At 42.8% G+C, this 24,201-nt stretch carries 23 protein-coding genes, 1 pseudogene and 1 riboswitch; of the genes and pseudogenes, 9 read left to right on the top strand and 15 right to left on the bottom strand.

Features of this window, described 5'->3' with window-relative positions; translation table 11 throughout:
• Positions 1-75: 75 nt before the first annotated feature.
• Positions 76-894 carry a tRNA pseudouridine(38-40) synthase TruA gene (gene truA, locus ACQ86K_RS29085; RefSeq protein ID WP_431199227.1) on the bottom strand — a complete coding sequence of 273 codons (819 nt, stop codon included), beginning with the start codon at positions 892-894 and terminating at the stop codon, positions 76-78.
• Positions 895-949: 55 nt separating this feature from the next.
• Positions 950-1,471 (bottom strand): DUF892 family protein, encoded by a 522-nt coding sequence (locus ACQ86K_RS29080; protein WP_176844446.1) that lies wholly within the window; start codon positions 1,469-1,471, stop codon positions 950-952.
• Between the two features lie 130 nt (positions 1,472-1,601).
• Between ACQ86K_RS29080 and ACQ86K_RS29075 the strand changes: the two genes are divergently transcribed.
• Positions 1,602-2,069: a DUF4293 domain-containing protein gene (locus ACQ86K_RS29075; RefSeq protein WP_091167471.1), complete on the top strand. Its 468-nt coding sequence runs from the start codon at positions 1,602-1,604 to the stop codon at positions 2,067-2,069.
• A 372-nt stretch (positions 2,070-2,441) separates the two neighbouring features.
• Positions 2,442-4,303, top strand: a pseudogene (locus tag ACQ86K_RS29070) (DEAD/DEAH box helicase).
• 236 nt (positions 4,304-4,539) lie between these two features.
• Here ACQ86K_RS29070 and ACQ86K_RS29065 read toward each other — a convergent pair.
• The 11 genes from ACQ86K_RS29065 to ACQ86K_RS29015 form a co-directional block, all read right to left on the bottom strand.
• Positions 4,540-4,860: a hypothetical protein gene (locus tag ACQ86K_RS29065; RefSeq protein WP_090530718.1), complete on the bottom strand. Its 321-nt coding sequence runs from the start codon at positions 4,858-4,860 to the stop codon at positions 4,540-4,542.
• 47 nt (positions 4,861-4,907) lie between these two features.
• A complete protein-coding gene (locus ACQ86K_RS29060) occupies positions 4,908-5,219 on the bottom strand; it encodes a hypothetical protein (RefSeq protein WP_188834325.1) in 312 nt (103 codons plus the stop codon).
• A gap of 30 nt (positions 5,220-5,249) precedes the next feature.
• Positions 5,250-6,191, bottom strand: coding sequence for an NAD(P)H-dependent glycerol-3-phosphate dehydrogenase (locus ACQ86K_RS29055; RefSeq protein WP_431199226.1), 942 nt, complete (start codon positions 6,189-6,191; stop codon positions 5,250-5,252).
• A gap of 545 nt (positions 6,192-6,736) precedes the next feature.
• Complete coding sequence (locus tag ACQ86K_RS29050) at positions 6,737-6,874, bottom strand: hypothetical protein (RefSeq protein ID WP_431199225.1); 138 nt, start codon at positions 6,872-6,874, stop codon at positions 6,737-6,739.
• Between the two features lie 5 nt (positions 6,875-6,879).
• Complete coding sequence (locus ACQ86K_RS29045) at positions 6,880-8,892, bottom strand: DUF2231 domain-containing protein (protein ID WP_431199224.1); 2,013 nt, start codon at positions 8,890-8,892, stop codon at positions 6,880-6,882.
• A 25-nt stretch (positions 8,893-8,917) separates the two neighbouring features.
• The gene (locus ACQ86K_RS29040; protein ID WP_091167483.1) at positions 8,918-9,943 is read right to left on the bottom strand and encodes a 6-bladed beta-propeller; all 1,026 of its coding nucleotides are present in this window, start codon (positions 9,941-9,943) and stop codon (positions 8,918-8,920) included.
• Between the two features lie 204 nt (positions 9,944-10,147).
• Positions 10,148-11,539 carry a DUF1501 domain-containing protein gene (locus ACQ86K_RS29035; protein ID WP_431199223.1) on the bottom strand — a complete coding sequence of 464 codons (1,392 nt, stop codon included), beginning with the start codon at positions 11,537-11,539 and terminating at the stop codon, positions 10,148-10,150.
• Between the two features lie 69 nt (positions 11,540-11,608).
• Positions 11,609-13,927 carry a PSD1 and planctomycete cytochrome C domain-containing protein gene (locus ACQ86K_RS29030; protein WP_091167488.1) on the bottom strand — a complete coding sequence of 773 codons (2,319 nt, stop codon included), beginning with the start codon at positions 13,925-13,927 and terminating at the stop codon, positions 11,609-11,611.
• Between the two features lie 235 nt (positions 13,928-14,162).
• Positions 14,163-14,666 (bottom strand): hypothetical protein, encoded by a 504-nt coding sequence (locus tag ACQ86K_RS29025; RefSeq protein WP_091167490.1) that lies wholly within the window; start codon positions 14,664-14,666, stop codon positions 14,163-14,165.
• Between the two features lie 47 nt (positions 14,667-14,713).
• Entirely contained in the window at positions 14,714-15,388 is a 675-nt protein-coding gene (locus ACQ86K_RS29020; RefSeq protein WP_091167493.1) for an energy transducer TonB, read from the bottom strand.
• A gap of 198 nt (positions 15,389-15,586) precedes the next feature.
• Positions 15,587-16,009, bottom strand: a complete 423-nt coding sequence (locus ACQ86K_RS29015) for a VOC family protein (protein WP_091167496.1) — start codon at positions 16,007-16,009, stop codon at positions 15,587-15,589.
• Positions 16,010-16,186: 177 nt separating this feature from the next.
• Here ACQ86K_RS29015 and bshA point away from each other — a divergent pair, with 177 nt between their 5' ends.
• The 3 genes from bshA to ACQ86K_RS29000 all read left to right on the top strand — a co-directional run bounded on the left by bshA (position 16,187) and on the right by ACQ86K_RS29000 (position 19,564).
• A complete protein-coding gene (bshA, locus tag ACQ86K_RS29010) occupies positions 16,187-17,341 on the top strand; it encodes an N-acetyl-alpha-D-glucosaminyl L-malate synthase BshA (protein WP_090530693.1) in 1,155 nt (384 codons plus the stop codon).
• 94 nt (positions 17,342-17,435) lie between these two features.
• Entirely contained in the window at positions 17,436-17,627 is a 192-nt protein-coding gene (locus ACQ86K_RS29005; protein ID WP_090530691.1) for a hypothetical protein, read from the top strand.
• Between the two features lie 425 nt (positions 17,628-18,052).
• Positions 18,053-18,117, top strand: a riboswitch (Fluoride riboswitch).
• 58 nt (positions 18,118-18,175) lie between these two features.
• A complete protein-coding gene (locus tag ACQ86K_RS29000; protein ID WP_091167501.1) occupies positions 18,176-19,564 on the top strand; it encodes a voltage-gated chloride channel family protein in 1,389 nt (462 codons plus the stop codon).
• A 3-nt stretch (positions 19,565-19,567) separates the two neighbouring features.
• On the opposite strand, the gene ACQ86K_RS28995 is transcribed toward ACQ86K_RS29000, so the two are convergent.
• Positions 19,568-20,314, bottom strand: a complete 747-nt coding sequence (locus ACQ86K_RS28995; protein WP_091167504.1) for a class I SAM-dependent methyltransferase — start codon at positions 20,312-20,314, stop codon at positions 19,568-19,570.
• Positions 20,315-20,508: 194 nt separating this feature from the next.
• On the opposite strand from ACQ86K_RS28995, the gene ACQ86K_RS28990 reads away from it, so the two are divergent.
• The 3 genes from ACQ86K_RS28990 to ACQ86K_RS28980 all read left to right on the top strand — a co-directional run bounded on the left by ACQ86K_RS28990 (position 20,509) and on the right by ACQ86K_RS28980 (position 22,350).
• Positions 20,509-20,883 (top strand): hypothetical protein, encoded by a 375-nt coding sequence (locus tag ACQ86K_RS28990; RefSeq protein ID WP_091167507.1) that lies wholly within the window; start codon positions 20,509-20,511, stop codon positions 20,881-20,883.
• Positions 20,884-20,945: 62 nt separating this feature from the next.
• Complete coding sequence (locus tag ACQ86K_RS28985) at positions 20,946-21,377, top strand: MarR family winged helix-turn-helix transcriptional regulator (RefSeq protein WP_091167509.1); 432 nt, start codon at positions 20,946-20,948, stop codon at positions 21,375-21,377.
• A gap of 1 nt (position 21,378) precedes the next feature.
• On the top strand, positions 21,379-22,350 hold the full coding sequence (locus tag ACQ86K_RS28980) for a S41 family peptidase (RefSeq protein ID WP_091167512.1): 972 nt from the start codon (positions 21,379-21,381) through the stop codon (positions 22,348-22,350).
• A 261-nt stretch (positions 22,351-22,611) separates the two neighbouring features.
• Here ACQ86K_RS28980 and ACQ86K_RS28975 read toward each other — a convergent pair whose 3' ends face one another.
• Positions 22,612-23,367: an IS110 family transposase gene (locus ACQ86K_RS28975; RefSeq protein WP_256337409.1), complete on the bottom strand. Its 756-nt coding sequence runs from the start codon at positions 23,365-23,367 to the stop codon at positions 22,612-22,614.
• A 276-nt stretch (positions 23,368-23,643) separates the two neighbouring features.
• Here ACQ86K_RS28975 and ACQ86K_RS28970 point away from each other — a divergent pair, with 276 nt between their 5' ends.
• Positions 23,644-24,153, top strand: a complete 510-nt coding sequence (locus tag ACQ86K_RS28970; protein WP_091167514.1) for a helix-turn-helix domain-containing protein — start codon at positions 23,644-23,646, stop codon at positions 24,151-24,153.
• Positions 24,154-24,201: the final 48 nt, after the last annotated feature.

The following is a 24,201-nucleotide window of genomic DNA, read 5'->3' as shown; positions in this document are numbered from 1 at the left end:
ATATCAAAGTTAAAGTATAATTATCTATCGTCAAATCTCATCCACATTATCCACCATTGTTCCCCCTTTAGGGGGTTAGGGGGCTAATGGAGCGACCAGTTGGTAAGGATATTTAACTTCCGTCAAATACAACCCGCAGGCCGGTACGCTGGTGCCGGCATTGGAGCGGTTTTTACTTTCAATAATTTCACGGATACCTTCCGGTTGCATTTCTTCCCGGCCAATCATCATCAAGGTACCCACAATGGCCCGTATCATGTTACGCAAAAACCTGTCGGCAGTTATATGGAAGACAATGCCGTTTTCTGTTTTCACCCACTCGGCGCGGGTTATTTTACAGTTATTGGTTTTAACCTGGGTGTTTGATTTGCTGAAACAGCTAAAATCAATATACTCCATCATAATAGCCGCGGCTTGGTTCATCAGATCGATATTGGGCACATCGCGCAGCTGCCATGAATATCCCTGCAAAAAAGGGTCTTTATTAAAGTGAATATGGTATTGATATGAGCGCGATGTGGCATCAAAACGGGCATGCGCATCGGCATGTACCGGGACAATGTTTTTTATGGCGATATCAGGAGGGAGCAGAGCGTTGAGGCCCCTCACTTTATGTCCATAGTCAATAGTCGATAGACCATAGCTTGAGGATTTACTATCGACCATGGACCATGGACCATGGCCTTCAATATCGAAATGCGCAAAGAATTCTTTAGCGTGCACGCCTGTATCTGTACGGCCGCAGCCGGTAGTTTCTATCGGGTGTCGTAAAATTGTGCTTAGTGCCTTGTTCAGCAGTTCCTGTACAGTTACGGCATTTTGCTGTACCTGCCAGCCATGATAGGCAGTGCCATTGTAGGCCAGTTCAATAAAATAACGCTGATTTGTGCTCACGACGGCAAAGTTAATAATCTGCCGCCTATGCCGGGTTCATAATTTGGTCATAGTATTATGCAGGTTCGGTTATATAGGCCTTATAGATTGCCTCAAACACCAGTTTATTTTTAACCGCCAGATTAAAAGGCTTATTGATAAAGGTGTTGCTATATCCAATGGCTTTTGCCAGGTTACGCAAAACATCAAAATAGGTTATTTCAATGCCTTCGATGATCTGCACATAAAATACAATGAACACATCACGCTCCATGGCAGTTTTCCCGGTTTTAATTGCCGATAAATAAGCTTCAAGCGTCATGGCTTTTATGCCAAGTACCGTCGTTTTTGATGGCGTTTCATTAATGGCGCTGTAAATAGAATCGAGCTGGGCAAGCTGCTTTTGGGTAGCTTCATAACATTCCTGTACGGCCTCCTTTAAATAAGCTAAGGATGCAAGCTCTTTTATCTCCTCAAAAAAATCAATCAGATGTTTTTTGCCAAAATAAATGCTGTTCAGGTGCTCAAGGAAAATCCTTTTTAGATGGACATTCTCAAATTTAACATCTTCGGGGGTTTGTTCACTAATAGGGGGCATTTGACAACTGTTTAAATACAAATAAATATACATTAAATAATTATCATTCAAAGCAAGCAATATCCTTATTAAATTAGTGCTTCTCCAATAAGCAAAACATTTATATTTGCCTTTATAATTTTTTAATATCATGCTGCAACGCATCCAAAGCATTTACCTTTTGTTCGCCAGCCTTGTGCTGTTTGCCCTTTTCTTTTTTCCGCTTGCCCACAACGTCTATATTAATGATAAACCCTCAAGCATTATGGTTACCGGTATTTACCAGGATGTGAACGGCGTACAGCAGCATACCCAAACATTTGTGGCACTAACCGCTATAACAGCTATTGTTGCCCTTATTCCGCTGGTCATCATTTTTCTATATAAAAACAGAAAACAGCAAATAGCCTTCTGCTATAGCGCTATACTTGTACTTATTGGCTACAGTTTCTGGATGGCACAAACTGTTAAAGGTGCAGCAGGCAGCATTACCCTTGATACACGCACGATGGGCATTGGCCTGTTCCTTACTTCACTAAGCATCATACTGATCATCTTTGCACAAAAGAGCATAAAAAAAGATGAGAAGCTGGTGAAATCGGCCGACAGGTTGAGGTAAACCCGTGTTAGTGTTAAGTCGACAGTACTAAGTCGGCAGTTATAAGTCTGGTTTCCTTTTCTATAGTTAAAACTTATGACTAACCTAAGTTCATTGTTTGCAATCCCTTTGTAAAAACCAGGTAATAGATTTATGATTTTCATGCTTACTAAGACCCCTTGTTATCTGAAAATCGGGCTTTAAAAACCGGAGAAAAAGGTAATCCTTGTTATGAAATTATTAATTAACTGGTTTTTTTCAGTTAATTAGTTGCTTATTCTCAATAATACTACCAAACTTCATTTTATCTCAACCAGCCTATTGGAATTATAAAACATTAACACTATCTTTGCGCCCGATTTGGCGATGTTGCCAGATTCGTTATTTAAATTCATGAACAACCCATTTATTGAACTGGGAATCCGTCATGATATTGTTAATGCCATCTCTGAGTTAGGATTTGAGAATCCTACACCAATCCAGGAGCAGTCAATCCCGGTATTGTTAACAGGCAGCAACGATTTTGTCGGATTAGCCCAAACCGGGACCGGAAAAACTGCTGCCTTTGGCCTACCATTGTTGGAACTGCTTGATTTCGAAGAAAATCATCCACAGGCACTTGTTTTATGCCCAACACGCGAACTTTGTTTACAAATCGCGAACGACATTAAGAACTACTCCAAAAAAATGAGCAACGTACACGTTGTTGCTGTTTATGGCGGAGCAAGCATTATGGATCAGCTACGCCAGATCAAACGCGGCGTACAGATCGTAGTTGCTACACCAGGGCGTATGCTTGATATCATTAACCGTAAGGCTATTGATTTTTCGGCTGTGAAGTATGTAGTATTGGATGAGGCTGATGAAATGCTCAATATGGGCTTTCAGGAAGACATTGATAGTATCTTATCTACCACACCCGAAGAGAAAAAACCTGGCTATTCTCGGCCACCATGCCTGCCGAAGTTAGGCGGATCGCGAAAAAATACATGACCGATCCTTTCGAGCTTACCATGGGCGCAAAAAACACCGGCAATGCCAATATCGAGCATGAGTACTATATAGTACGTGCACGTGACAAGTATGCCGCGTTTAAACGTATTGTTGACTTTAATCCTGATATTTTTGGTATCGTATTTTGCCGTACCAAAATTGAAACCCAGGAAATTGCTGAATCGCTGATCAAAGACGGCTACAATGCCGATTCATTGCACGGTGACCTTTCACAGCAACAACGCGATAAAGTGATGAAACGCTACCGTGAGCGCAGCCTGCAATTATTAATTGCAACCGACGTTGCCGCACGTGGTATCGACGTTAACGACGTAACTCACGTTATTAACTATTCATTACCCGACGAGATTGAAAACTATACTCACCGTAGCGGCCGTACAGCCCGTGCAGGTAAAACCGGTGTATCAATCTCTATCGTTAACGCCAAAGAATTAGGCAAAATTCGCCAGATTGAGCGTGTTATTGGTAAAAAATTCGTGAAAGCTGAGATCCCTACAGGTTTTGATGTTTGCGAAAAACAATTATTCTCTATCGTTCACAAGGTACATAACGTAACTGTAAACGAAGAGCAGATTGAGCAATACCTGCCGCGTATTTATGACGAGTTTAAAGATTTCACCAAGGAAGATTTCATCAAACGATTTGCTTCAATTGAGTTTAACCGTTTCCTTGATTATTATAAAAACGCTCCTGACCTGAATGCCAGCGTTGAAGAAGGCCGTAACAGGTTTGAAGATCGCGGCGAACGCGGCAATGGTGTACGTGGCAACTTTACCCGTTTATTTATAAATTTAGGTTCGGTTGATGAATTTAACCGCGGCGATTTGTTAGGTTACATCTGTAACACTACCAAAATAAGCGGCCGTACCGTAGGTAAAATCGATGTTAAAGGTGTGTACTCTTTCTTTGAAGTACAAAACGAAGATGTTGATAAAGTGATGGCCAGCTTTAAAGAAGCCGAATATAAAGGTCGCCCCGTAAGGATCGAGATCTCTGGCGAGGGCACCAGCGATAACCGTAGCGGCGGCGAACGCCGTGAAGGCGGATACCGCGGTGGTGATCGTCGTGAAGGCGGATACCGTGGCGGAGATCGCCGTGAAGGTGGTTACCGTGGCGGCGAGCGTCGTGAAGGCGGTGGTTACCGTGGCAACGAAAGGCGCGAGCACAGCAATGGCGGTGGTTTCCGCGACTTTTCAGGCAAACCCCGTGAAGATCGCCCTGAGCGCAGAAGGAGATTTTAATTATCCATCATAAAAAAACCACCATGTGCAAAGCATGTGGTGGTTTTCATGAGCTTCCTTTAGTAAGAAGCATTAGTTTTAGTTTAGTTTTGTTAACAAAGCCTTTTTACCGCTGCATACGGGAACAAAGGCTTTTGTTTTATATATAAGCCCGCCTTTTCTGGTCATAAGCAAACTTCAACCCATCCATTAAACTTATGAGCTTTCGGCTTTAGGCATTTAGCTTTCCGCTTACATTAACGGCTAAATTCAACAATATCCGAATCAGGATAACAAAGCGTTAGCTTACTGTCGGTAAGTTCCTTAATAAAAAACTTGGTATAAGGCCTGCTCCCCTGGTATGAGGTATAAATGGTATCATTTTTTACAAAATAATCCTCTTTGCTGGCCTGCCCGTCGTCCATAATAAAATCTTTATCCGTTATCGAAAGCTTGGTAGCACCATCTTTTGATTTCCAGTTACCTTCCAGTTTTTTATTGGCGGCCGGCGGCTGAGAACAAGCGTATATCAATAACATGCCTGCAACTGCAGCAAATATGGGAGCAAACTTTTTCATGACGGATCAGGATTTTTTAGAACGGCTTACGCCTTTGTTGAATTTAATTATTGTGTAGGTTTATCAATCAGTTCAGATTTTTTCAGATAAACCCGGTGGCCTTTTTTATTCACATAAAAATAATGCGAATATTTATCAATGTAAATGGTTTCGCCATTAGGGCCAGCCTTGCCGGCATATTTCTTATCAGCTACCGTAGCTGCGCCTTTAGCCGCAATCTCGGATGTTTTATGGCCTATTTTTTTTGTGGTTTTGCTGATCTTACCACCGAGGGTTGAATCCTTATGCGTTTGGGCAAAGCCTGGGCTAACCATAAATGTACCGGCAGCAAACAAGGCTATTTTAAACAGATTTTTCATATTGACAGTAATTAAGTTTCTTTAATAAAATCAACTCAATTTTTCGGCCAAATTTCTCATTTCTATCACAGGTGAGCGTTTTTGATATAAAATAGCATAAACAGCTTCGCAGATAGGGATGCTCACGCCGTATTGCTTATTAACTTCATGTAGGCAATTTACTGCATAGTACCCCTCGGCAATCATGTTCATTTCCAGTTGGGCCGATGTTACTGTATATCCCTTGCCTATCATGTTACCAAATGTGCGGTTACGGCTAAATTGCGAGTAGGCCGTAACCAGCAGATCGCCCAGGTAAGCCGACTCTTTAATATCCCTGTCGATAGGATGTACAGCGGCTACAAAACGCTCCAATTCGCGAATGGCGTTTGATATCAGCACCGCCTGGAAATTATCTCCATAGCCCACACCATGGCAAATACCACTGGCAATTGCGTATACATTCTTCAAAACAGCCCCGTATTCTGTACCATAGATATCATCAGAAATGTTTGTTTTGATATACCGGGTATTGATCATTCCCGCAAACTGCGAGGCAAGTTTTGTATCTCCGGAAGCTATAGTTAAATATGATAATTTTTCGAGCGCCACTTCCTCGGCATGGCACGGCCCGCTGATCACCATAAAATCATCAAACGATATATCGTATTTTTGATGGAGGAATTCGGCAATTATCAGGTTTTCATCGGGCACGATACCTTTTATAGCCGATACTATTTTTTTACCTTTCAGATCGGCAGCAGTAATGTCTTTTAGTGCGTCTTTCAAAAAAGCAGCAGGCACATTAAGCAACACAATGTCAGCAGCCGCTATGAGTGGTTTCAGATCGGTAGATATATTTTGTTCGGGAAGTTTGATCTCCACCGAACTCAGGTAATGCGGGTTACGCGCAAACTTTTTCAAATGTTCCACAGCTTCGGCATTACGCATCCACCAAAAAATTTCTTTTGGGGTGGTGTTGTCGATAAGCATTTTGATATTAGCCGTAGCCCAGCTCCCCCGCCAACAACTGTGATCTTGTTTAATTTTTTATCCATCAATAAATAATAGAAATATCGCTGCCTGGTTTTAATTGGCCAAGCAAATTAATGAAATATTATGCAGATTGGCGAATGAGAGAAAAAGTGGGCCTAACTACTTTTTTGAGTCTTTTTGCAAGACAATAACCTGGCTCCGGGCCGATGCTTCCGTTTTTCTTTTCTAAGAAGCTGTTTAAGAATGAAGAATATTAATTGCCGTTGGTTTTAACCAACGGATTAAGAGCCGAAAACTCCTGGCTTTAGCCTAATTATGCAAGCGGATTTGGGCTGAAGCCCTCTTGTTGTGAATGCTTTATTCCGTTGGTTAAAACCAACGGCAATGAAGTTTTATCTACCTGTAAACGATATTTGTCAAAAATAAACAGCTTTTAAGATAAAGAGTTTAAGATAGTTTGCACGCTCCCGGGTTTATTTTGTTGTCGGGATGGTAGGTTAAAGAATAGCAGGGGAGCGCAAGATGCTATTAGTTGTTAAGCATCAATTCAAAAACACCTCATCCAAAAATACCCAGCCCGGTTTGCCTTTGGCCGGATGCCATGCCGGTACACTTTTAAGCGGTTGGGCAACCAGTTTGATGCAGGATATCTTTTGTTCGGATTTTAACTTACATTCCAATGGGGTCAAAGCAAACGGATCGGATTTTTTGGTGCTCCTGTTTTAAGTGTACTTAACAACTTCAAATGGTTTTGATCGGCGCCTCCCCAAATCTCAACCCCGGCGGGTAAAAAGATCTGGGAACCTGTATTGCGCATTACATTGAGACTAACCGAATGCAGATCAATCGGTTTATTAAACCACATGATCACCGCCAGATCCTTTTGCGATGCAACCCATTTTCCGTTGCCAAAATTGTCGCCTCCTAATTCTTTATCGATAATTGTTTTAGCGCCATCGCCTTTGTATTTGTCGTCAGGATATTTGACAAAGCTGATACTATCGGGCGTGTAGGCACATTTATAAACATTGAATTGTACGGTATCGCTGCCAATCCATCCGGCTTTAAATGCCCTTGTCCTGATCACGGTACTTTGGGTAAATACAATGCCGGGTTTGTAAGATGCAGCCTTGATACTATCAGGCACCGAACCATCAGTGGTGTACCGGATATCCGCACCTTTTATAGGGTTGCTAAGTTGCAAAACATAATTCTGCTTAAATATAACTGCCGTATTTTTTAACTGCGGACTGGTGAGCTTAAGCGCCTTACCATCATCCTTAAAGCCGGTTAACAGGCTCAGTTTAGGGTTTTGTTTTTGAAGCAGTTGCAGGTCGGCCGGATTTAGGCCGCTATCCCATACAGCGAGTTCATTGAGGCTTTTTATAGCGATGAGTTGTTTTACATCGGCTATATTAAGTTTAACACCCGTTAATGAAATACTCTTGAGATATTTTAAACCTGCTAATTCCTTTAAGCCTTTGCCCGTAACATCACTGAAGTTAAGGTTTAGCCTGCGAAGGTTTTCAAATTTGGCAATCGTTTTCAGGTCGGCATCCTTTACGGGCATCTTGTTCAGATCGAGCGATACTACCTGTTTTTTTATAGAACTTAACTCATCCAGCACTTTTACATTATAGGTGCTTTTATTGTAAATATTAACCGCCAGCGCCGGCGACTCGCTGGCCAGCGGATAAACCACCCGGTAGTTGTTGTTCAGCTTTTGAATTTCTTTTTCATTGGCTGCCGAAAAGTCATAAACCTCTTCTTCGCTTTCGGCGGGCTTTAAACGGGTGGCGGCTATCATCCGTAATGAATCGTTAGCTGGCAGTTCGATCACTTTTTTGCCGAAGCGTGCTTTGCTTTTTACCCACAGGTAAAGCAGCATTTTTTCATCATCGGTAAGCTGCGTTTTGCCGGTAGGCGGCATGTGTTTCTTTTCGGTTTCGGGCAGGTGCACACGTTGCAGCAGCAGGCTCATGGTTGGATCGCCGGCTATGAATAGTTTGCCGGTTTTGCCGCCTTTCATGATTGCTGCCGAATCAGTAAGCATCAGGCCGCCTTTCTTTTTATCGATATTATGGCAGCTTTGGCATTTAACCTCAAATATGGGGCGGATCACATCGTTATAAACCAGGGCCTGGTCTATCGGTACCACGTTTTTGCTCTTATCCATTACCGGGCCCAAAACAAAATCATTGCCATGGGTAAGGTTGCCGCCAAGGTGCCCGGCAACAATTAAACAGAAAACGGTTATTATAGCTCCGGCTTTAGCGAACCTTACAGTATATTTTGAGGTATGGCGGATAAGGTACACTCCATACCCGGCAAAGGCCACGCTTACGCCAAACCATTTATGCCATTGTAAAGTATCGCCTTCATAGCCCGGCTCCCTTGAAAGGAACAAGCCCATGATCACCGTTATTGATGACAGTAATGCACCCAGCAGCAGCAGGTAACTTGTAAAAGTTTGATACAGTTTTTCGTTAATAAACTCGGCCCGGTAACGGAAAAACTCCATCACCATGGCCAGCATCAGTATCACGATGGGAAAATGCAGGATAAGCGGGTGCATGCGGCCAACGGGTTGCAGCCAGCGGGGCACAACCAGGCTATCGCCGGCTATAAGCAGCACTACAATAAAAATATTAAGGGCAAATAATGTCCCTTCCGCAAAACCTTTGTGGCTGCTTTTCATATACGCCGGGCTGTATGTGTATTAATTAAACCCTTGTGAATTTATAAGGATATACCTTGCCCGATGCCCATTGTGCTACATACAAATTCTCGTCGTTATCCACACAAACATCGTGGGGGTTCAGGAAAATCTTTTCCGCCTGGGCCATTGGTTGCAGCACACCGTCGGTATACACTGGTTCGGTACCGCCAAGGTTGGATACTACTTTGTTGTTCTTATCTAATATGGTAGTAAAGCCGGTATTCTCCTTGCTCAGGTCGGGCGAGCGAAGTACGGCAGCGTACAAATGATCTCCCTTAATTACCGGGCGGCAAACGCATGCTCCCGGCAGTTTGATCACTTCCTGTAGTTTGCCATCCATGCTGAAGCGTTTAAAGCAATTACGGGTACGATCGGTAACCAGTAATGTCGGTGTATCATATCGCCTGTCAATCACGATACCGTGCGCATTATCCAGGTGTTCGTCGCCCTCGCCTTTACCACCGAAGAAACCTTTTAGTTTGCCATCTTTATCATAATGGGTAACGTATTGGGCCCCGTAGCCATCGGCAATAAAAATATCGCCATTGCTGTCGATAGTAGTTTCGGTAGGAACAAATTCTTCGGCTTTTTTGTAAACGCCGGTTTCGAGCGGCACATTAATGGTCATTAAAATACGGCCATCAAGCGTGGTTTTATAAACCTGGTGTTTTACGGTATCGGTTATGAACAGCACCTCGGTACCGTTTTCATTAAACAGGGTGAGGCCATGTGCACCGGGGAAATCATGCCCCCAGGTACTTAGTAGCTTGCCCGATTTATTATAAATGAGTACATTGTTCTTAGTCTCGTTGGTGAGCAGTAAAATGCGGCCTTTTGAATCCTGCACCATCTCGTGGCAATCATTCACCGGGTTTTTCTGCGAATCGGCCTTGCTCCAGTTTTTATCCATGCGGTAGCGCATATTTCCGTGACCGTAAATTAGCCCGTCATCTTTTGCTAACATGTCTTTAGCTATAAAAAAGCCTGCTGATAAAACTGAAGTGTGCTTGATAAATTCTCTTCTTTCCATACCGTTGATTTTTATGATTGCGTTGATTTCGCTGATTATTTCTTTTGATTACACCGATTTTTTGAATCCTTGTTCATCCCGTCATTGCGAGGAACGAAGAAATCGCGAACTTTACAGGGGCGGACTTGCATAGCCCCTCGGCCTCCGTGCGATTGCTTCGTACCTCGCAATGACATAGTTGAATGGGGAGGGTTTAGGTGGGGTTTACGCTATGATCCCCTTCACCACATTCCCCGCTACATCCGTTAATCTATATCTTCTGCCCTGGCTTTTATAAGTTAGTTTTTTATGGTCGATACCCAATTGATTTAAGATGGTGGCATGGAAGTCATGCACGTGTACCGGATCTTTTACAATGTTGTAGCCAAACTCATCTGTTTCGCCGTAAACGATGCCGGGCTTGATACCGCCGCCGGCCATCCAGATACTGAAACAGCGCGGGTGATGGTCGCGGCCATAATTAGCCTTTTCCAGTTTACCCTGGCTATAATTGGTTCGTCCGAATTCTCCGCCCCAGATTACCAGTGTTTCATCCAATAAACCACGTTGTTTCAAATCGGTAACCAGCGCTGCGGATGCCTGGTCTACGTCTTTAGCCTGCCCCGCCATTTCCTGCGGTAGGTTGCTGTGCTGGTCCCAGCCCTGGTGGTAAAGCTGTACAAAGCGTACGCCGTTTTCAGAAAGTTTGCGGGCCAGCAAACAGTTAGCCGCATAAGTGCCGGGAATAAGGCACTCCGGCCCGTACATCTTCACAATATCGTCCGACTCCTTGCTTACGTCCATAATTTCGGGTACCGCGGTTTGCATGCGGTAAGCCATTTCATATTGCTGTACTTTGGTGTTTATCTCCGGGTCGCCAAACTCTTTGTAGTTCATGTCATTGAGCTCGGCCAGTTTATCCAGCATTTTACGGCGCTCGTGACGGTTCAGTCCTTCCGGATCATTCAGGTACAGGATTGGGTCTTCGCCGCTGCTGAACTGTACGCCCTGGTGAATGGAATCTAAAAAGCCATTGCTCCACAGTTTGGAATAAACTCCCTGCCCGTTTCCCTTGCCTTTAGACAGCAATACTGTAAAGGCAGGCAGATTTTTATTCTCGCTGCCAAGACCATAACTTACCCATGAACCCATGCTGGGTCGGTTGCCCTGCTGTGCCCCGGTTTGGAAAAAGGTAAGTGCCGGATCATGATTGATGGCATCGGTGTTAAGCGATTTAATAATGCAGATATCATCGGCAATTTTACCTATATGTGGGAACATATCGCTGATCCAGGCGCGCGACTCGCCATATTGCTTAAAATCATAAAAAGAACCTACCAGCGGGAACGAAGCCTGCTTAGCCGTCATGCCGGTAAGGATCTGGTTGCCGCGCACCGATGCCGGCAGCTCCTGCCCCATCATTTCGCGCAGCTTGGGCTTGTAATCAAATGACTCCAGTTGTGAGGGTGCCCCATCCTGGAAAAGGTAGATTACCCGCTTGGCCTTTGGCGCAAAATTGGGGATGCCGGGGATAAAATCAGCCTCGGCTTCATCTCCCTTGCCGCTAAACAGATCAGGAATGAGTAAAGAACCCAATGCTACGCTGCCAATGCCCAAACTGAGCCTGGAAAGAAACCTGCGCCGGTTGATATTAAGCCTGTTTTCTAAAAATCTTTTTCCATGTGCTCAGGTTTTTGTTATGGCTTCTTCCAGATTATACATGGTATCAACCACTTTCATCATAGCTGCCAGTGTTATTTTATCCAAATTGGCCGGTACTGGATATTCGCCCACGGTTAGCAGTTTTTCGGCATCCGCCTTTTTCATAGTTTTTAGTTCATCTGTATAGTATGAAGTTAAAATAGCCAGTTCTTTTTGCTCCGGATGGCGGCATAGGATCAACCGGAAAGCTTTGGTGATCTTTGCTGTCGATGTGCTTTTGTCCTGCAAAAGTTTTGCCGCTAAAACCCTCGCGCTTTCCAACACTGTTGGATCGTTCAGCATTACCAGTGCCTGCAATGGGGTATTGGTACGCAGGCGTTTTACTTCGCACTGGTCGCGGTTGCTGGCATCAAAAATACCTAAGGATGCTGGCGGAACGGTACGTTTAATTAGGGTATACATTCCCCTGCGGTACAGGTTTGGCCCGTGCACCTGTTTGTAATTCGCCAAAATCCCCCTGCCCGAGGTGGCATTTTCCCAAAGGCCGGGCGGCTGGTAAGGGTTAACACTCGGGCCGCCAATGGTTGGATTAAGCAGCCCGCTGCTGGCCAGCACCAGGTCACGAACAAATTCGGCAGGTAAACGGCCCCTTGGGCCCCGGGCTAATAAAGTATTATCCGGATCTTCCTTCAGTTTTTCGGGTGTGGCCGCTGCCGATTGCCGATAAGTGGCCGACATTACCATCTGTTTTACCAGCCGTTTAATATTCCAGCCATGATCGCGGAAATCAACAGCCAGCCAGTCCAGCAATTCCGGGTGCGATGGCAGATCGCCCTGCATACCGAAATCGCCAGAGCTTTTTACGATGCCCTTGCCAAAAAACTCCTGCCACATCTGGTTTACAAATACACGGGCGGTAAGCGGGTTGTTTTTGTTGAACAGCCATTCGGCCAAACCCAGGCGGTTTTTTGGGTAGTTATTGGTAAATGGCAAAATGGATTTGGGCGTACCGGCCTGCACCTCATCGCCATGGGCATCGTAGTTACCTCGTTTGAGGATGTAGGTTGGCCGCACCTTGTCACTATCCGTCATTATGGATACGATGAGCTTATCGGTATCGCGCTTATTCACAAAAGTCAGGATCTTTTTAACATCCTCATTGCTGATCTTCATCATGGGGTTTTTAGCGTAGGTTTCAGGCCCGCCCACGGTTGATTGCAAGCCCACTTCTTTCACATTGTTAAAAAAGGCATAAACCTGGTAGTACTCTTTTTGCGAAAAAGGGTCGTATTTATGATCATGACAATGAGCGCATTCCAATGTGACGCCCAATAGTGCTTTGCCGAAGGTATTGGTTCGGTCGGTTACATAACTAACCCGGTATTCCTCATCAATTACGCCTCCTTCTTCGGTTATTTTATGGTTGCGGTTAAAGCCTGTAGCCAGCAACTGCTCCTTAGTGGCGTTGGGTAGTTGATCGCCCGCCAGTTGCCAGGTAATAAACTTATCATAAGGCAGGTTTTCGTTATAGGCATGGATCACCCAGTCGCGCCATGGCCATTGGGTGCGGTAATTATCATCCTGATAACCGTGCGAGTCGGCATAGCGGGCAACATCCAGCCAGTGCAGCGCCATTTTTTCGCCGTATTGCGGAGTTGCCATCAGCTTGTCCACCATTTTTTCGTAAGCATTGGCGCTTTTATCGGCTAAAAACTCATCCATTAAAGCAAGAGATGGCGGCAGACCGGTCAAATCGAGTGAAATGCGTTTCAGCAGGCGTTCTTTATCCGCTTCGGGATTAGGCTCCAGGCTGGCCTGCTCCATTTTTTGCAGTACGAAGTTATCGATAGCATTTTTAGGCCATGCCGCGTTTTTTACCTGCGGAACCGGGTAATTTCGCGGAGCGACAAAAGCCCAGTGCTTTTCATATTTGGCGCCCTGTTTTATCCACTTGTGAATGAGTTGAACTTCATAGGGTGATAACCTCTTTAAATTGGATGACGCCGGCGGCATCTGCTCGGTGGTGTCTTTGGTAGAGATTCGGCGATAAACCTCCGATTGCATAGGATCTCCGGGGACGAGTGCATGCGATGATGGGTTATCTTTTAATGCCTTATAGGCGCTCTCCGGAAGATCAAGCCTAAGGTCGGCTTCACGATGAGAGGCATCAGGGCCGTGGCATTTATAGCACTTGTCTGAAAGTATTGGGCGGATATTAAAGTTGTAGCTGATGGTATCGGGCACCTGTTCTTCGGCTATCCCGCCCGATGAATGGCAGGAATAAAGCGTGTACAGCATGCAGATGGCTATTGTAAGCCACACATAATACAACTTCCGGTACATGGGTTTAAAATTGGTTAAACAGAAATTAAAGTTATATAATTTATAGCACAATTTGCAAATACATATTTATGTATTCAAATTGATTTAGCGGGGGCAATATAGCATGAAAAATGATATGTTCATACATTTTGTACAAATGTTTTAACATACGCGCAAAGGAGGGCATTTTTAAAAGAATAAAAACGGAATAGCCGATGGCCAATAAATTGAATTTGACTGGCTAATATTTGTTTTTTTAATATAAAGGAGCAATGTTCTGATTGCTCATCTTTTCCAACTTTTTAATATCCCGGTAAACGATATATAAGGGGATGATCCCAAAAATACCGAAGCAGCAGTCAATGAACCGCCAGTAAACGGGGATACCGCGGATTGGGCCGGCAATAAAGGCCAGCGGGAACACCATTACACAGGCAATCATGCCAAACTCAATTATCCAAATGTTTTTAACCGGGTCTTTCAGCGGGCCAACAAATGCCATAGCAATAACAAGGTGACCGAAAGCCAGCCAGTCGGTACCATAAGCCAGGTAAGGATAGTTTTGATTGGTTGTTTTTACTGCGAGATAAACATTGGTTAGCCAGTTCTGCATAAATCCCGGAGATACGGAGGCATGATTAGCAAGCCAGGCAAGTTCAGTTTCGATAGGGAAAGCGGTTACACCACTTAGTACCAGACCGATGATAAATACAGTTACCCAGGTTTTTATTTTTTTGCGAAGTTCAGGTTCGGTTTTCATAACAAGGGCAAGTTAGGGAATTTGGTGGTATATTCTCCCTTTAGGGGTTAGTGGGCGCAATACTTCTTTATAAAATTATCGGCCTTATCGCTGCCTATGTTGCGGATAAAATTCCAGTCATGACAGGCACCTTCTTTGTCGCCTTGTTTAAATTTTTCGCCGGCCTGGCTTAATACATCGTTTATAAAATCATCGTCGTAGCCAAGTTGTTTTTTTAGGTTAATAATGATAGCCTCTTTGGTGGTATCGGCCTTGCCTTTATATTTATTGCTGTAGTAATTGGTCACTGCGTTTTCCAGTTCCTGCTGAGCTTTATAGCTGGCAATGGCGCTTTGCATATCGCGGATGCTGGCAGGCCCGCAACGTGCGGGATCAGGGTCAAAACGGATGGGTTGAACGATATTAGTTTTAAGATTATACCCCGCCGGAACCACCCACTGGCCCGATGTAAGTTTAATAACCCTCAAAGCTTCATCGTCAAGGTCGATACCGGGGCCATCCTGTACTTTAGCATCATGTACCACACCGTCTTTATCAACCATAAACGAAACATTGATGGTTCCCGAAATACAATTTTGCCGCGAATATTCAGGATAAATGATCTTTGTCTTCAGAAAATTGTTAAACGCCTGCTGTCCACCTTTAAACGCAGGCTGTTGGCCAAGCAAATAGCCCGCTGTAAAAATGATCAACGCGATATGGAGACAAAGGGCTTTAAGCATAGTATAAATATCGACAATAAATTGTGGATTATGTTTAGATAGCCTTAGAAAGAATTATGGTTGAATAACTAAACGGATAGTCATATTTGTTTTCAGTATCCCATTTGCAAGCGGCTTGCCAATCAACTTGCTGTAATTGGCTGACCACCTGTTTTATATGTATAACTAAATCTGAAATTGAAAATCCGAATTCTCAAATCAAAGTACCTGGTTAAACTCCAACCGTTCGCCATCCGGCCCGGTGATGTTGAAATATTTGCAGCCATCTTTCCAGAATTGTAAAAACACGGGCTCTGGTTCGATCACGTTGAAGCCAGCTTCTTTAATAGTTTTAAAGGCGAGGTTGATATCATCAACATCAAAGGCTACGTGATCAATGTGCCCGTTTGATCTTGAACGGATCTCGGCCAGCGAAGCTTCAGGCAATTGGTAAAGCTCCATGATCATATTGCCGCGCTGCATCATAACGCAGGTGCCGGTACCGCCGTTATCGGTAAAAGGGGCTTGCATTACATTGTTAAAGCCCAGTCTGGCGTAAAATTGTTGTGATGCTTCAATATTGGTTACCGGCACACCGATATGTTGTATTCCGTTTATTGCTAAATTTATATGGTTGCTCATGTTGATAATCAGTTGTTTATTATGGATTTAATATATGTTTAAACACTCGGTAACAGATATGGTTGGCAACGCCGGCAAAATAAATATGCAAGTAATTATCATCCATCCATCATTTTACACAAGCTTAACACATTTGATGTAAATTGCAGTTAAACTTGCACCAATTAAAACATATTAATGAAGATCGGAATTGTTTGTTACCCAACCTTTGGCGGAAGCGGGGTTGTTGCCACTGAACTTGGTAAAGCCCTTGCAGACCGTGGTCACCAGGTTCATTTTGTGACCTATAACCAGCCGGCGCGGTTGGATCTCTTTTCCGAAAACCTGTTTTATCACGAAGTTTCGGTTTCCAACTATCCGCTGTTCGATTTTCCGCCCTACGAGCTGGCCCTGGCAAGCAGGCTGGTTGATGTGGTGCGTCATGAACAATTGGATGTACTGCATGTGCATTATGCTATACCCCATGCTTCGGCCGCGTTTATGGCCAAGCAAATATTAATGACCTATGGCATTTACATCCCGGTGGTAACTACGCTGCACGGTACAGATATTACGTTGGTTGGTAAAGACCGCACCTTTAAACCGGTTGTTACTTTTTCCATTAACCAAAGTGATGGTGTAACAGCCGTATCGCAAAACCTTAAAGAGGATACCTATAAGTTTTTTGATATTAAGAAGGATATCCTCGTGATCCCTAACTTTATTGACCTTAGCAGGTTTAGCCTAAAACCTAAAGATCATTTTAAGAAAGCGATTGCACCTTCGGGCGAAAAGATCCTGGTGCATACCTCCAACTTCCGTAAGGTAAAACGTACCGAAGATGTAGTGAAGATTTTTGCTAAAGTAATTAAAAAGATCCCGTCGAAACTGCTGATGGTAGGCGACGGCCCCGAACGTTCCATGTGCGAACAGCTTTGCCGCGATTTGGGCGTTACCGATAACGTGCGTTTTTTAGGTAAACAGGATGCTGTTGAAGAGATCCTTTCAGTATCCGATTTGTTCCTGATGCCATCGCAATCAGAAAGTTTTGGTTTAGCAGCGCTTGAAGCTATGGCTTGTAAAGTGCCGGTGATCAGCAGTAATGCCGGTGGTTTGCCCGAATTAAATATTGATGGCGTAACAGGCTTTTTGAAAGAGCCAGGAGATGTAGAAGGTATGGCAGAAAAAGCAATATTTATTTTGGAGGATGAAGAACGTTTAGCTAAATTTAAAGAAAATGCACTGGCACACGCCAAAGAGTTTGAATTATCTACCATTTTGCCCAAATATGAAAACTTTTACCTTGAGGTAATTGAGCAAAATAAAGCTAAGCTGTTTAACCAACAGTTGTAATAAACCTGATACAATTCAAAAAATATTCTTTAAAAGTTAAATTTTATCGGTTTCGTTAATTAATTTAGTTTTTCACTCCTAAAAGTTAAAACTTATGGCAAAGCACACACTAAAAAGCGGACAACTCCTTAAGTACATCGGAAAGAAATGGAAAAACCTGCACATTGGTCATCCATTAAAATTTATGGGGTACGATGAGAATAGTTTCGCCGACATCTGGGTGGAATACCAGGGTAAATTAATGCTTCTGGCACTTAAGGATGTGGAAACACTAAGCGTTGCTTAAGTAGATAACTTGAGCCGGTCTGTTCAAAAGACAAGGGAAAATAGCCTTACTCATGCATACGTGCTAAGTAAGGCTATTTTATTTTGTAGATTTTAGATCCCCTCTCTTGAGAGTAATAGCCCATCAAGAGCAGATGATGAATTAGACTGGAAATTACAAGCGGTATAGTTGACTCACCCGGTCTACGCTACGCTGGACCACCCTCTCTGCCCTTTGGGCAAAGAGGGTAAAGAAAAATAAAAGAGAAAATCTCCTCTTTACGCTTGCGTAGAGAGGGGTGACGAGTGCAGCGATGTCGGGGTGAGTCGATATGCGCGATGATTTTCATGACTATGCCTTTTTATGGGCTATTACTCTCAAGAGGGGAATCGCACATCCCGAGCTTTTAAAACTTTTGTTTTAGAACAAAAGAAACCTATATTAGCATCACAAAAGGAAATGGTGTCTTCCTACTTAACCGCCCTAAAAAGCTGATGGCGCCTACAGACAATTAACTCACAGGCTTTTATCCTGTGCTAATTTTTTGTGGGTACATAAATATCAGCAACATGCAAAATCAAAACCGACTTTTTTCTTCGCAACATTTCGCAATTCTTAAAAACGCCCTCCGGTGGACGGTCATTATCATCCCCATAGCTGTTGTTATTGGCAGCGCGGTTGCCTTATTCTTGTGGTTGTTGAGTTGGGCTATCCATTTTAGGTTTGCACATAACTGGTTATTGTATTTGCTGCCGTTGGCAGGTATCGCGATATTTTTCATTTATAAATTTTTTGGTGGTCCGGCCGAAAAGGGGAATAATTTAATTATTGATGAAATTCATAACCCCGGTGGCGGGGTCCCTAAGCGTATGGCCCCATTGGTGCTGATCACCACCATTATCACTCATTTGTTTGGCGGCTCGGCCGGGCGCGAGGGAACGGCTGTACAAATGGGCGGCAGCTTAGCCCAAATGATAGGCAAATGGCTTAAGCTTAACGAAGCTGATACCCAAACAGTACTTACCGCGGGCATAGCGGCGGGTTTCGGTGCGGTATTTGGTACGCCGTTAACTGGTGCTGTTTTTGCAATGGAGGTGCTGACGATAGGCCGGGTGCAATATAATGCGCTGCTGCCCTGCCTTATTGCGGGCATTGTTGGGGATGTTACTGTAGCTGCATGGGGAGTTCATCACACGCCTTATCATATCGATATTGTCCCGGTTATCCCGCATTGGTTTTCGGGTTATATTTCAACCGATCTGTTGCTTATCATTAAAACCATAGTAGCTTCAATCGCTTTCGGACTGGCCAGTTACCTTTTTGCCAAAATGGTACATGGCATCAAAAGTTTTTTTACCCAATACATTAAAACACCCTGGTTGATCCCGTTTATTGGCGGGCTGATCATTATCGCGCTTACTTTTGTTAATGGCAAACCCGATTATCTGAGTTTAGGGGTAGATGCCGAACATGTTGGCGCTGTTACAATCCCTTCGGCTTTTCATGCCGGCGGTGCCGGTACCTGGAGCTGGCTCTGGAAAACCATTTACACTACTGTAACCTTAGGTACCGGTTTTAAAGGCGGCGAGGTAACACCGCTGTTTTATATTGGCGCTACTTTGGGTAACACTTTATCTGGCTTACTTGATGCGCCAGTTAGCCTGTTTGCAGCTTTGGGCTTCATAGCCGTTTTTGCAGGCGCGACTAATACCCCGCTGGCCTGTACTTTTATGGGTATAGAGCTTTTTGGTGGCGAACACGCCCTGTTGTTTGCCGTGGCCTGTTTCACAGCCTATCTTTTCAGCGGGCATACGGGTATATATGGCTCCCAAAGAATTGGAGTTACTAAGTTAACCGGTGGGCCGGCTGATGACAAAACGCTTTCGGAAGCAATGAAAAGGCGCGGATATTTATACCATAAACTGGCGAAATATAGTTTCCTTAAAGCGAGAGAATAAGCACTATTTAGTAGCGGTAACCACAATATAAGGAGATAGCAGCTTTGATTCAACCGGTATGATTTTGGTAAAAACCTTGCCGGCTACCCACACCAGTTTGGTGATCGCTTTAGCTATGGCAGGCTTGTTAGCCTTATCCTCCAGCCAAACCGAAAATTTGCCGTAATAATATGCCTCAACATTTTTTAAGCCAAGTTCCTTGCAATAGCCGGCCAGTAATGGAGGGTTCATACTATTGATGTTGTGTTTTTCGTAGTTATTAAGGTCGTAGTTGCGTTGTACCCATCCGTTAACACCGGTAAAGTTAGGCAGGGTAATAAACAATGTGCCTCCTGGTTTAAGGAAAGAGAGGTGTTTTTCAATAATGCCTTTGGTATCATTAAAATGCTCTATCAATCCGCATGAAAGTACCAGGTCATATTCGGTTTCGGGTTGGTATTTGAACAGGTCGCCTTCAATAACTGCAATGTCCTGATCATTAAGCTGATTGACATCCAGTACTTCCTTTAAAACTTTTGGGTGCACATAAAAATCGAACAGTGTAGTTTTTAACCCGAAATACTTCTTCAAAAAAATGGCAAAATAACCCGGAAAACCTCCAAGCTCAATAGCCGACGCCGGTTTATGGGTATCGATAATCTTTTTTAGCAGCTTGTGAAAAGTATAACTAGCCGGCACATTGAAAGCCAGGTCTTTTTTTGATTCCCAGTAACCAGCCCAAAATGCCTTGTCGGTGAGTTCGTTGCTCATGGGTGCAAAGGAAAGATAATTCGGCAATAGTTCAAAACACTGTTATTTTGTAAAGCATGGATTTGAGATGGTAACATCAACAGGAAATAATTACAATCATCCGGGAATTGTACATAGATATATCATGCGATGAATAAGCAACTTTGTGTAATTAATTAAACAACAGTGTAATAACTGTATTAAATTTAGCATTCATGAGCAATGAACTTATTCCTACAATCAAACTTGATGAAGTAATTGAGCTTGGTTTGCAAGTGGTTGATTATAGAAAAGCGGGCGATCTTCATTTTCTTAAGAGCCCTCACCGCAACGAACATTATCTTTTTGTATTGGTAACGGACGGTAACCTGAAACTCGTAGTTGATTCGCGCGGGATGGTGATACCGGCTCAATCTGTTTATTACATTTTGCCTGGGCAGGTAATGCAGCATTTTGACACCGAAGCCGATGCTTACGTTATTGCTGTGGATGCCTTTTTGCTTAATCAAACTTATAAGTTTATTCTTGATGAAGGTTGTATTCTAGGGCTGGAACATTTCCAAATAATATGTAAAAAACATTTTTATTAATAAGTCGAATTGCTATTTGGATTTAATTGATATATCAATTATAATTGTATCAATTAAATAATATGGAAAAGCTAGATACCATACTTTTTTATTCTCTTGAAAAAGCTATTAAGAGTTACAGGCAATTTGCTCAACGAAACATGATGAAAAATGGCTTTGATTTAACAATAGATCAGTGGCTCGTTTTAAAAGCAGTTAGTGACAATCCAGACTGGACGCAGCAGGAAATAGCTGAGGCTGCTTTCAAAGATTTTGCATCTGTAACGCGCATTGTCGAAATACTGGTAAAGAAACAATATCTCACTAGAGCCATCCATAGTAATGACCGAAGAAGGTTTAACCTTAGTCCGACTGACAAGGCAATAGCAAATTTACAGGCTATGCAGCCTATAACTGAAAGAAACCGAAAACAAGCACTTGATGGAATAAGTAAAGAGGAAGTAGCACATCTTGATAAATATTTAACCAAGATTATAGAAAATTGTAAATCTTAATATGAAAATCTTTAAAACAACATTGTTGCTGATCTCGATTTTTTCAACCGGAATGGTCTGTGCTCAGACAGTAAATCTGACGAAAAAAGTAAAATCCGAAACGGTTGCAAAAATATCCGCAAGCCTTAAAGCAAATTATATCTACTTGGATACAGCTATAAAGATGGGCAGTTTTATTCAGGACCAGCTTAAATCAGGCAGCTACGATACCATTCAAAACCCGGCTGCGTTTGCTGCTAGACTTACTAGTGATCTCTTGTCTGTGTATCGCGACGGCCATTTATCCATTAGTTATGATCCTCTTTTCACGTCTGCTAATGGCAAAACTGATACAATTATGGAAAGAGAAAGAATGCTAAAGTTCAGAAAAAGGGTGAATTTCGGATTTGATAAAGCAGAGATCTTGCCCGGGAATATCGGCTATTTAAAAATTGGTGGGTTTTTTGAGCCGGATTCTACCGCTAAAATAATGACGCTTGCTGCTTTTCGTTTTGTTAGTAATAGCGAATCATTGATTATCGATTTAAGGAACAATATGGGTGGTGATCCACGGATGGTGAGTTTCATTTGTGGTTTATTGTTTAACCAAAAGACGCATTTGAATGATTTGTATTTCAGAAAAGACAAATCCACAACAGCATATTGGGCAATCCCAGATACAATTTTAAAGGGATTTCACAATATGCCTATTTATATTTTAACCAGTAAACGTACCTTTTCAGCTGGTGAAGAGCTAACCTACGACTTACAGACGCAAAAACGGGCTGTTATTATTGGTGAGACTACCGGCGGGGGCGCCCATCCGGTACAACCGTTTACCGTTGGTAACGGATTTGTAGCTAATGTGCCTTTTGCCCGCGCTATTAATCCTATCACAAAATCAGATTGGGAAACAGTGGGCGTAAAACCCGATAAGGCTGTTCCAGCGGATCAAGCACTCGATTTTGCACTTAGGATGGTGAATCATAAATAAAACCGCTGTATGGCATGAAATTGATTTTAAGAGTCTCTTTGATAATTCTCAACGTACATTTCGCCTCTTTTTATTAGCGAGAACATTCTGAGGATTAATTTGAATTTTACGTTGTTTAAAACAACCGGCAGCGTTTGTTTTTTAGTTTTCGATCAGCATTGGCTCTTATTTCTGGATCATGTGTAACAGCCACCTTTGCAGCTAGATTTAATTCTTGTTTAAGATCTCTGTTCGAAAGGATACTTGTTCGCATTTTGCCCTTTATACTAGTTCCCGAAGTATTTTCAAAGGAGCAACCCCAACATATACGGCATATTTTCTGGCATCAGTGAAAGAGTTAAAGTTCTCTGTATATGCAAGTGTCATGCATGCGTTTATTGGACCGATTCCTTTAATGCTTCCCAATATTCGATAGTTAAGAAACAGTGTTTCATTTGACTTTATTAAGGAAATTATTTCGTCCTCTAACTGTTCAATATACTTAAGATTCGATTTTATCTTTTCTGTCGAAATGCGAATAACGGTATCAGACTTATTTATTTTATAATTGTGTTTGCGCTCTTTTATAGTAGCCTTTAGCCCAGCACTTTCCCTTACCAATCTTTTACGAAAGGACAAGAATTGTTTTAATAATAAGATATTAGTATCGATAGGCTGATCAGGCTTTAAACGTTTGATCTTTTCTTCGCCGTATTGACTGATCCGGAAGGAATCGACTTTATCGTTCTTTCCCCTGGTCATACCCATAGATCTTTTAATTTCTAAAGGTGAGATCCGAGAATAGGCAATTGATAATGAATCACAGAATTGAATGAACCGATATTCATAACCGCCAGTGTGTTCCATTACGATGAATGTTTTACAAAGACTAATGGCGTTTACCTTGCACCATTTTTTAAATTCAGCAAAGCCTTTGCTATCATTATTGATTTTCAAGTGCAGACGTAACTCTGCGCAACTGATGTCTAATGTCAATTTTGAAACATCAACACCCAAGATAAAACTGTAGTTTTCCATGTTTGTATTTTTTAGTTAATTGAAATTGTCTTTTGCCAAAAACCTTTGTTGATTCAAGGAAAATATTCTAGCTGGGCCTTAGACAATTATGGGCAGGGGACTTATACAACCGAAAGTTCTATAAAACTATTTTGTACTGTAGTGCACCCCTGTCCTTAATTTAACGTTCTTAACAAACTTCTTAGTTCTTAACACCCCCTTGCAACCCCCACTTCAACAACGGTAAAAAACAACTACGTTGCTTTCTTCAAGAACAAAGGTTTTGTACAAACGCCTGTGGCGATAAACGCAGAAAGGGGCGGGAGGCTAAAATCGGCGATTTCACTGCTGGGCGCTGAAGTGAAAGATGCAAGTGTTAATAGCTGTAAGGAACATATAAAACGGGGATTGATTGATGCTGTAGCAGGCATGTTTGCCGGAGAATACGTTGATAGTACAATAGCTCACGGGAGGAAAGACTCAAGCGCTGTCAGGATCACTACGGCTTTTAAAAGGCTGATTTTTGCAGAATATAAAACATTGAAAAAGCCCTCTTCATATGCTTCGGCTTTAAATATATCTACCCCATATCTTAACGAAGCGGTTAAAGAAATATCCGGACAAACGGTTAGTTACTGGATTCAGAATATGATCATGTTTGAAGCAAAGCGCCTGCTGATTTATACCGATAAAACCATTAAGGCCATTGCTTATGAATTGGGTTACGCCGATTACGTCTATTTTTCGAAGATGTTCATTGGGATGGTAAAGATGTCGCCGGGGGCTTTCCGTAAAAAATACCGCTAATTGTACATGTACTTCCGCTATTACTGCATTGTTTAAGCTTGAAACAGT

The sequence above is a fragment of the Mucilaginibacter sp. P19 genome, assembly GCF_050632265.1.
GTDB classification, from domain to species: domain Bacteria; phylum Bacteroidota; class Bacteroidia; order Sphingobacteriales; family Sphingobacteriaceae; genus Mucilaginibacter; species Mucilaginibacter gossypii.
This window is presented reverse-complemented; position numbering and strand designations above follow the sequence as displayed.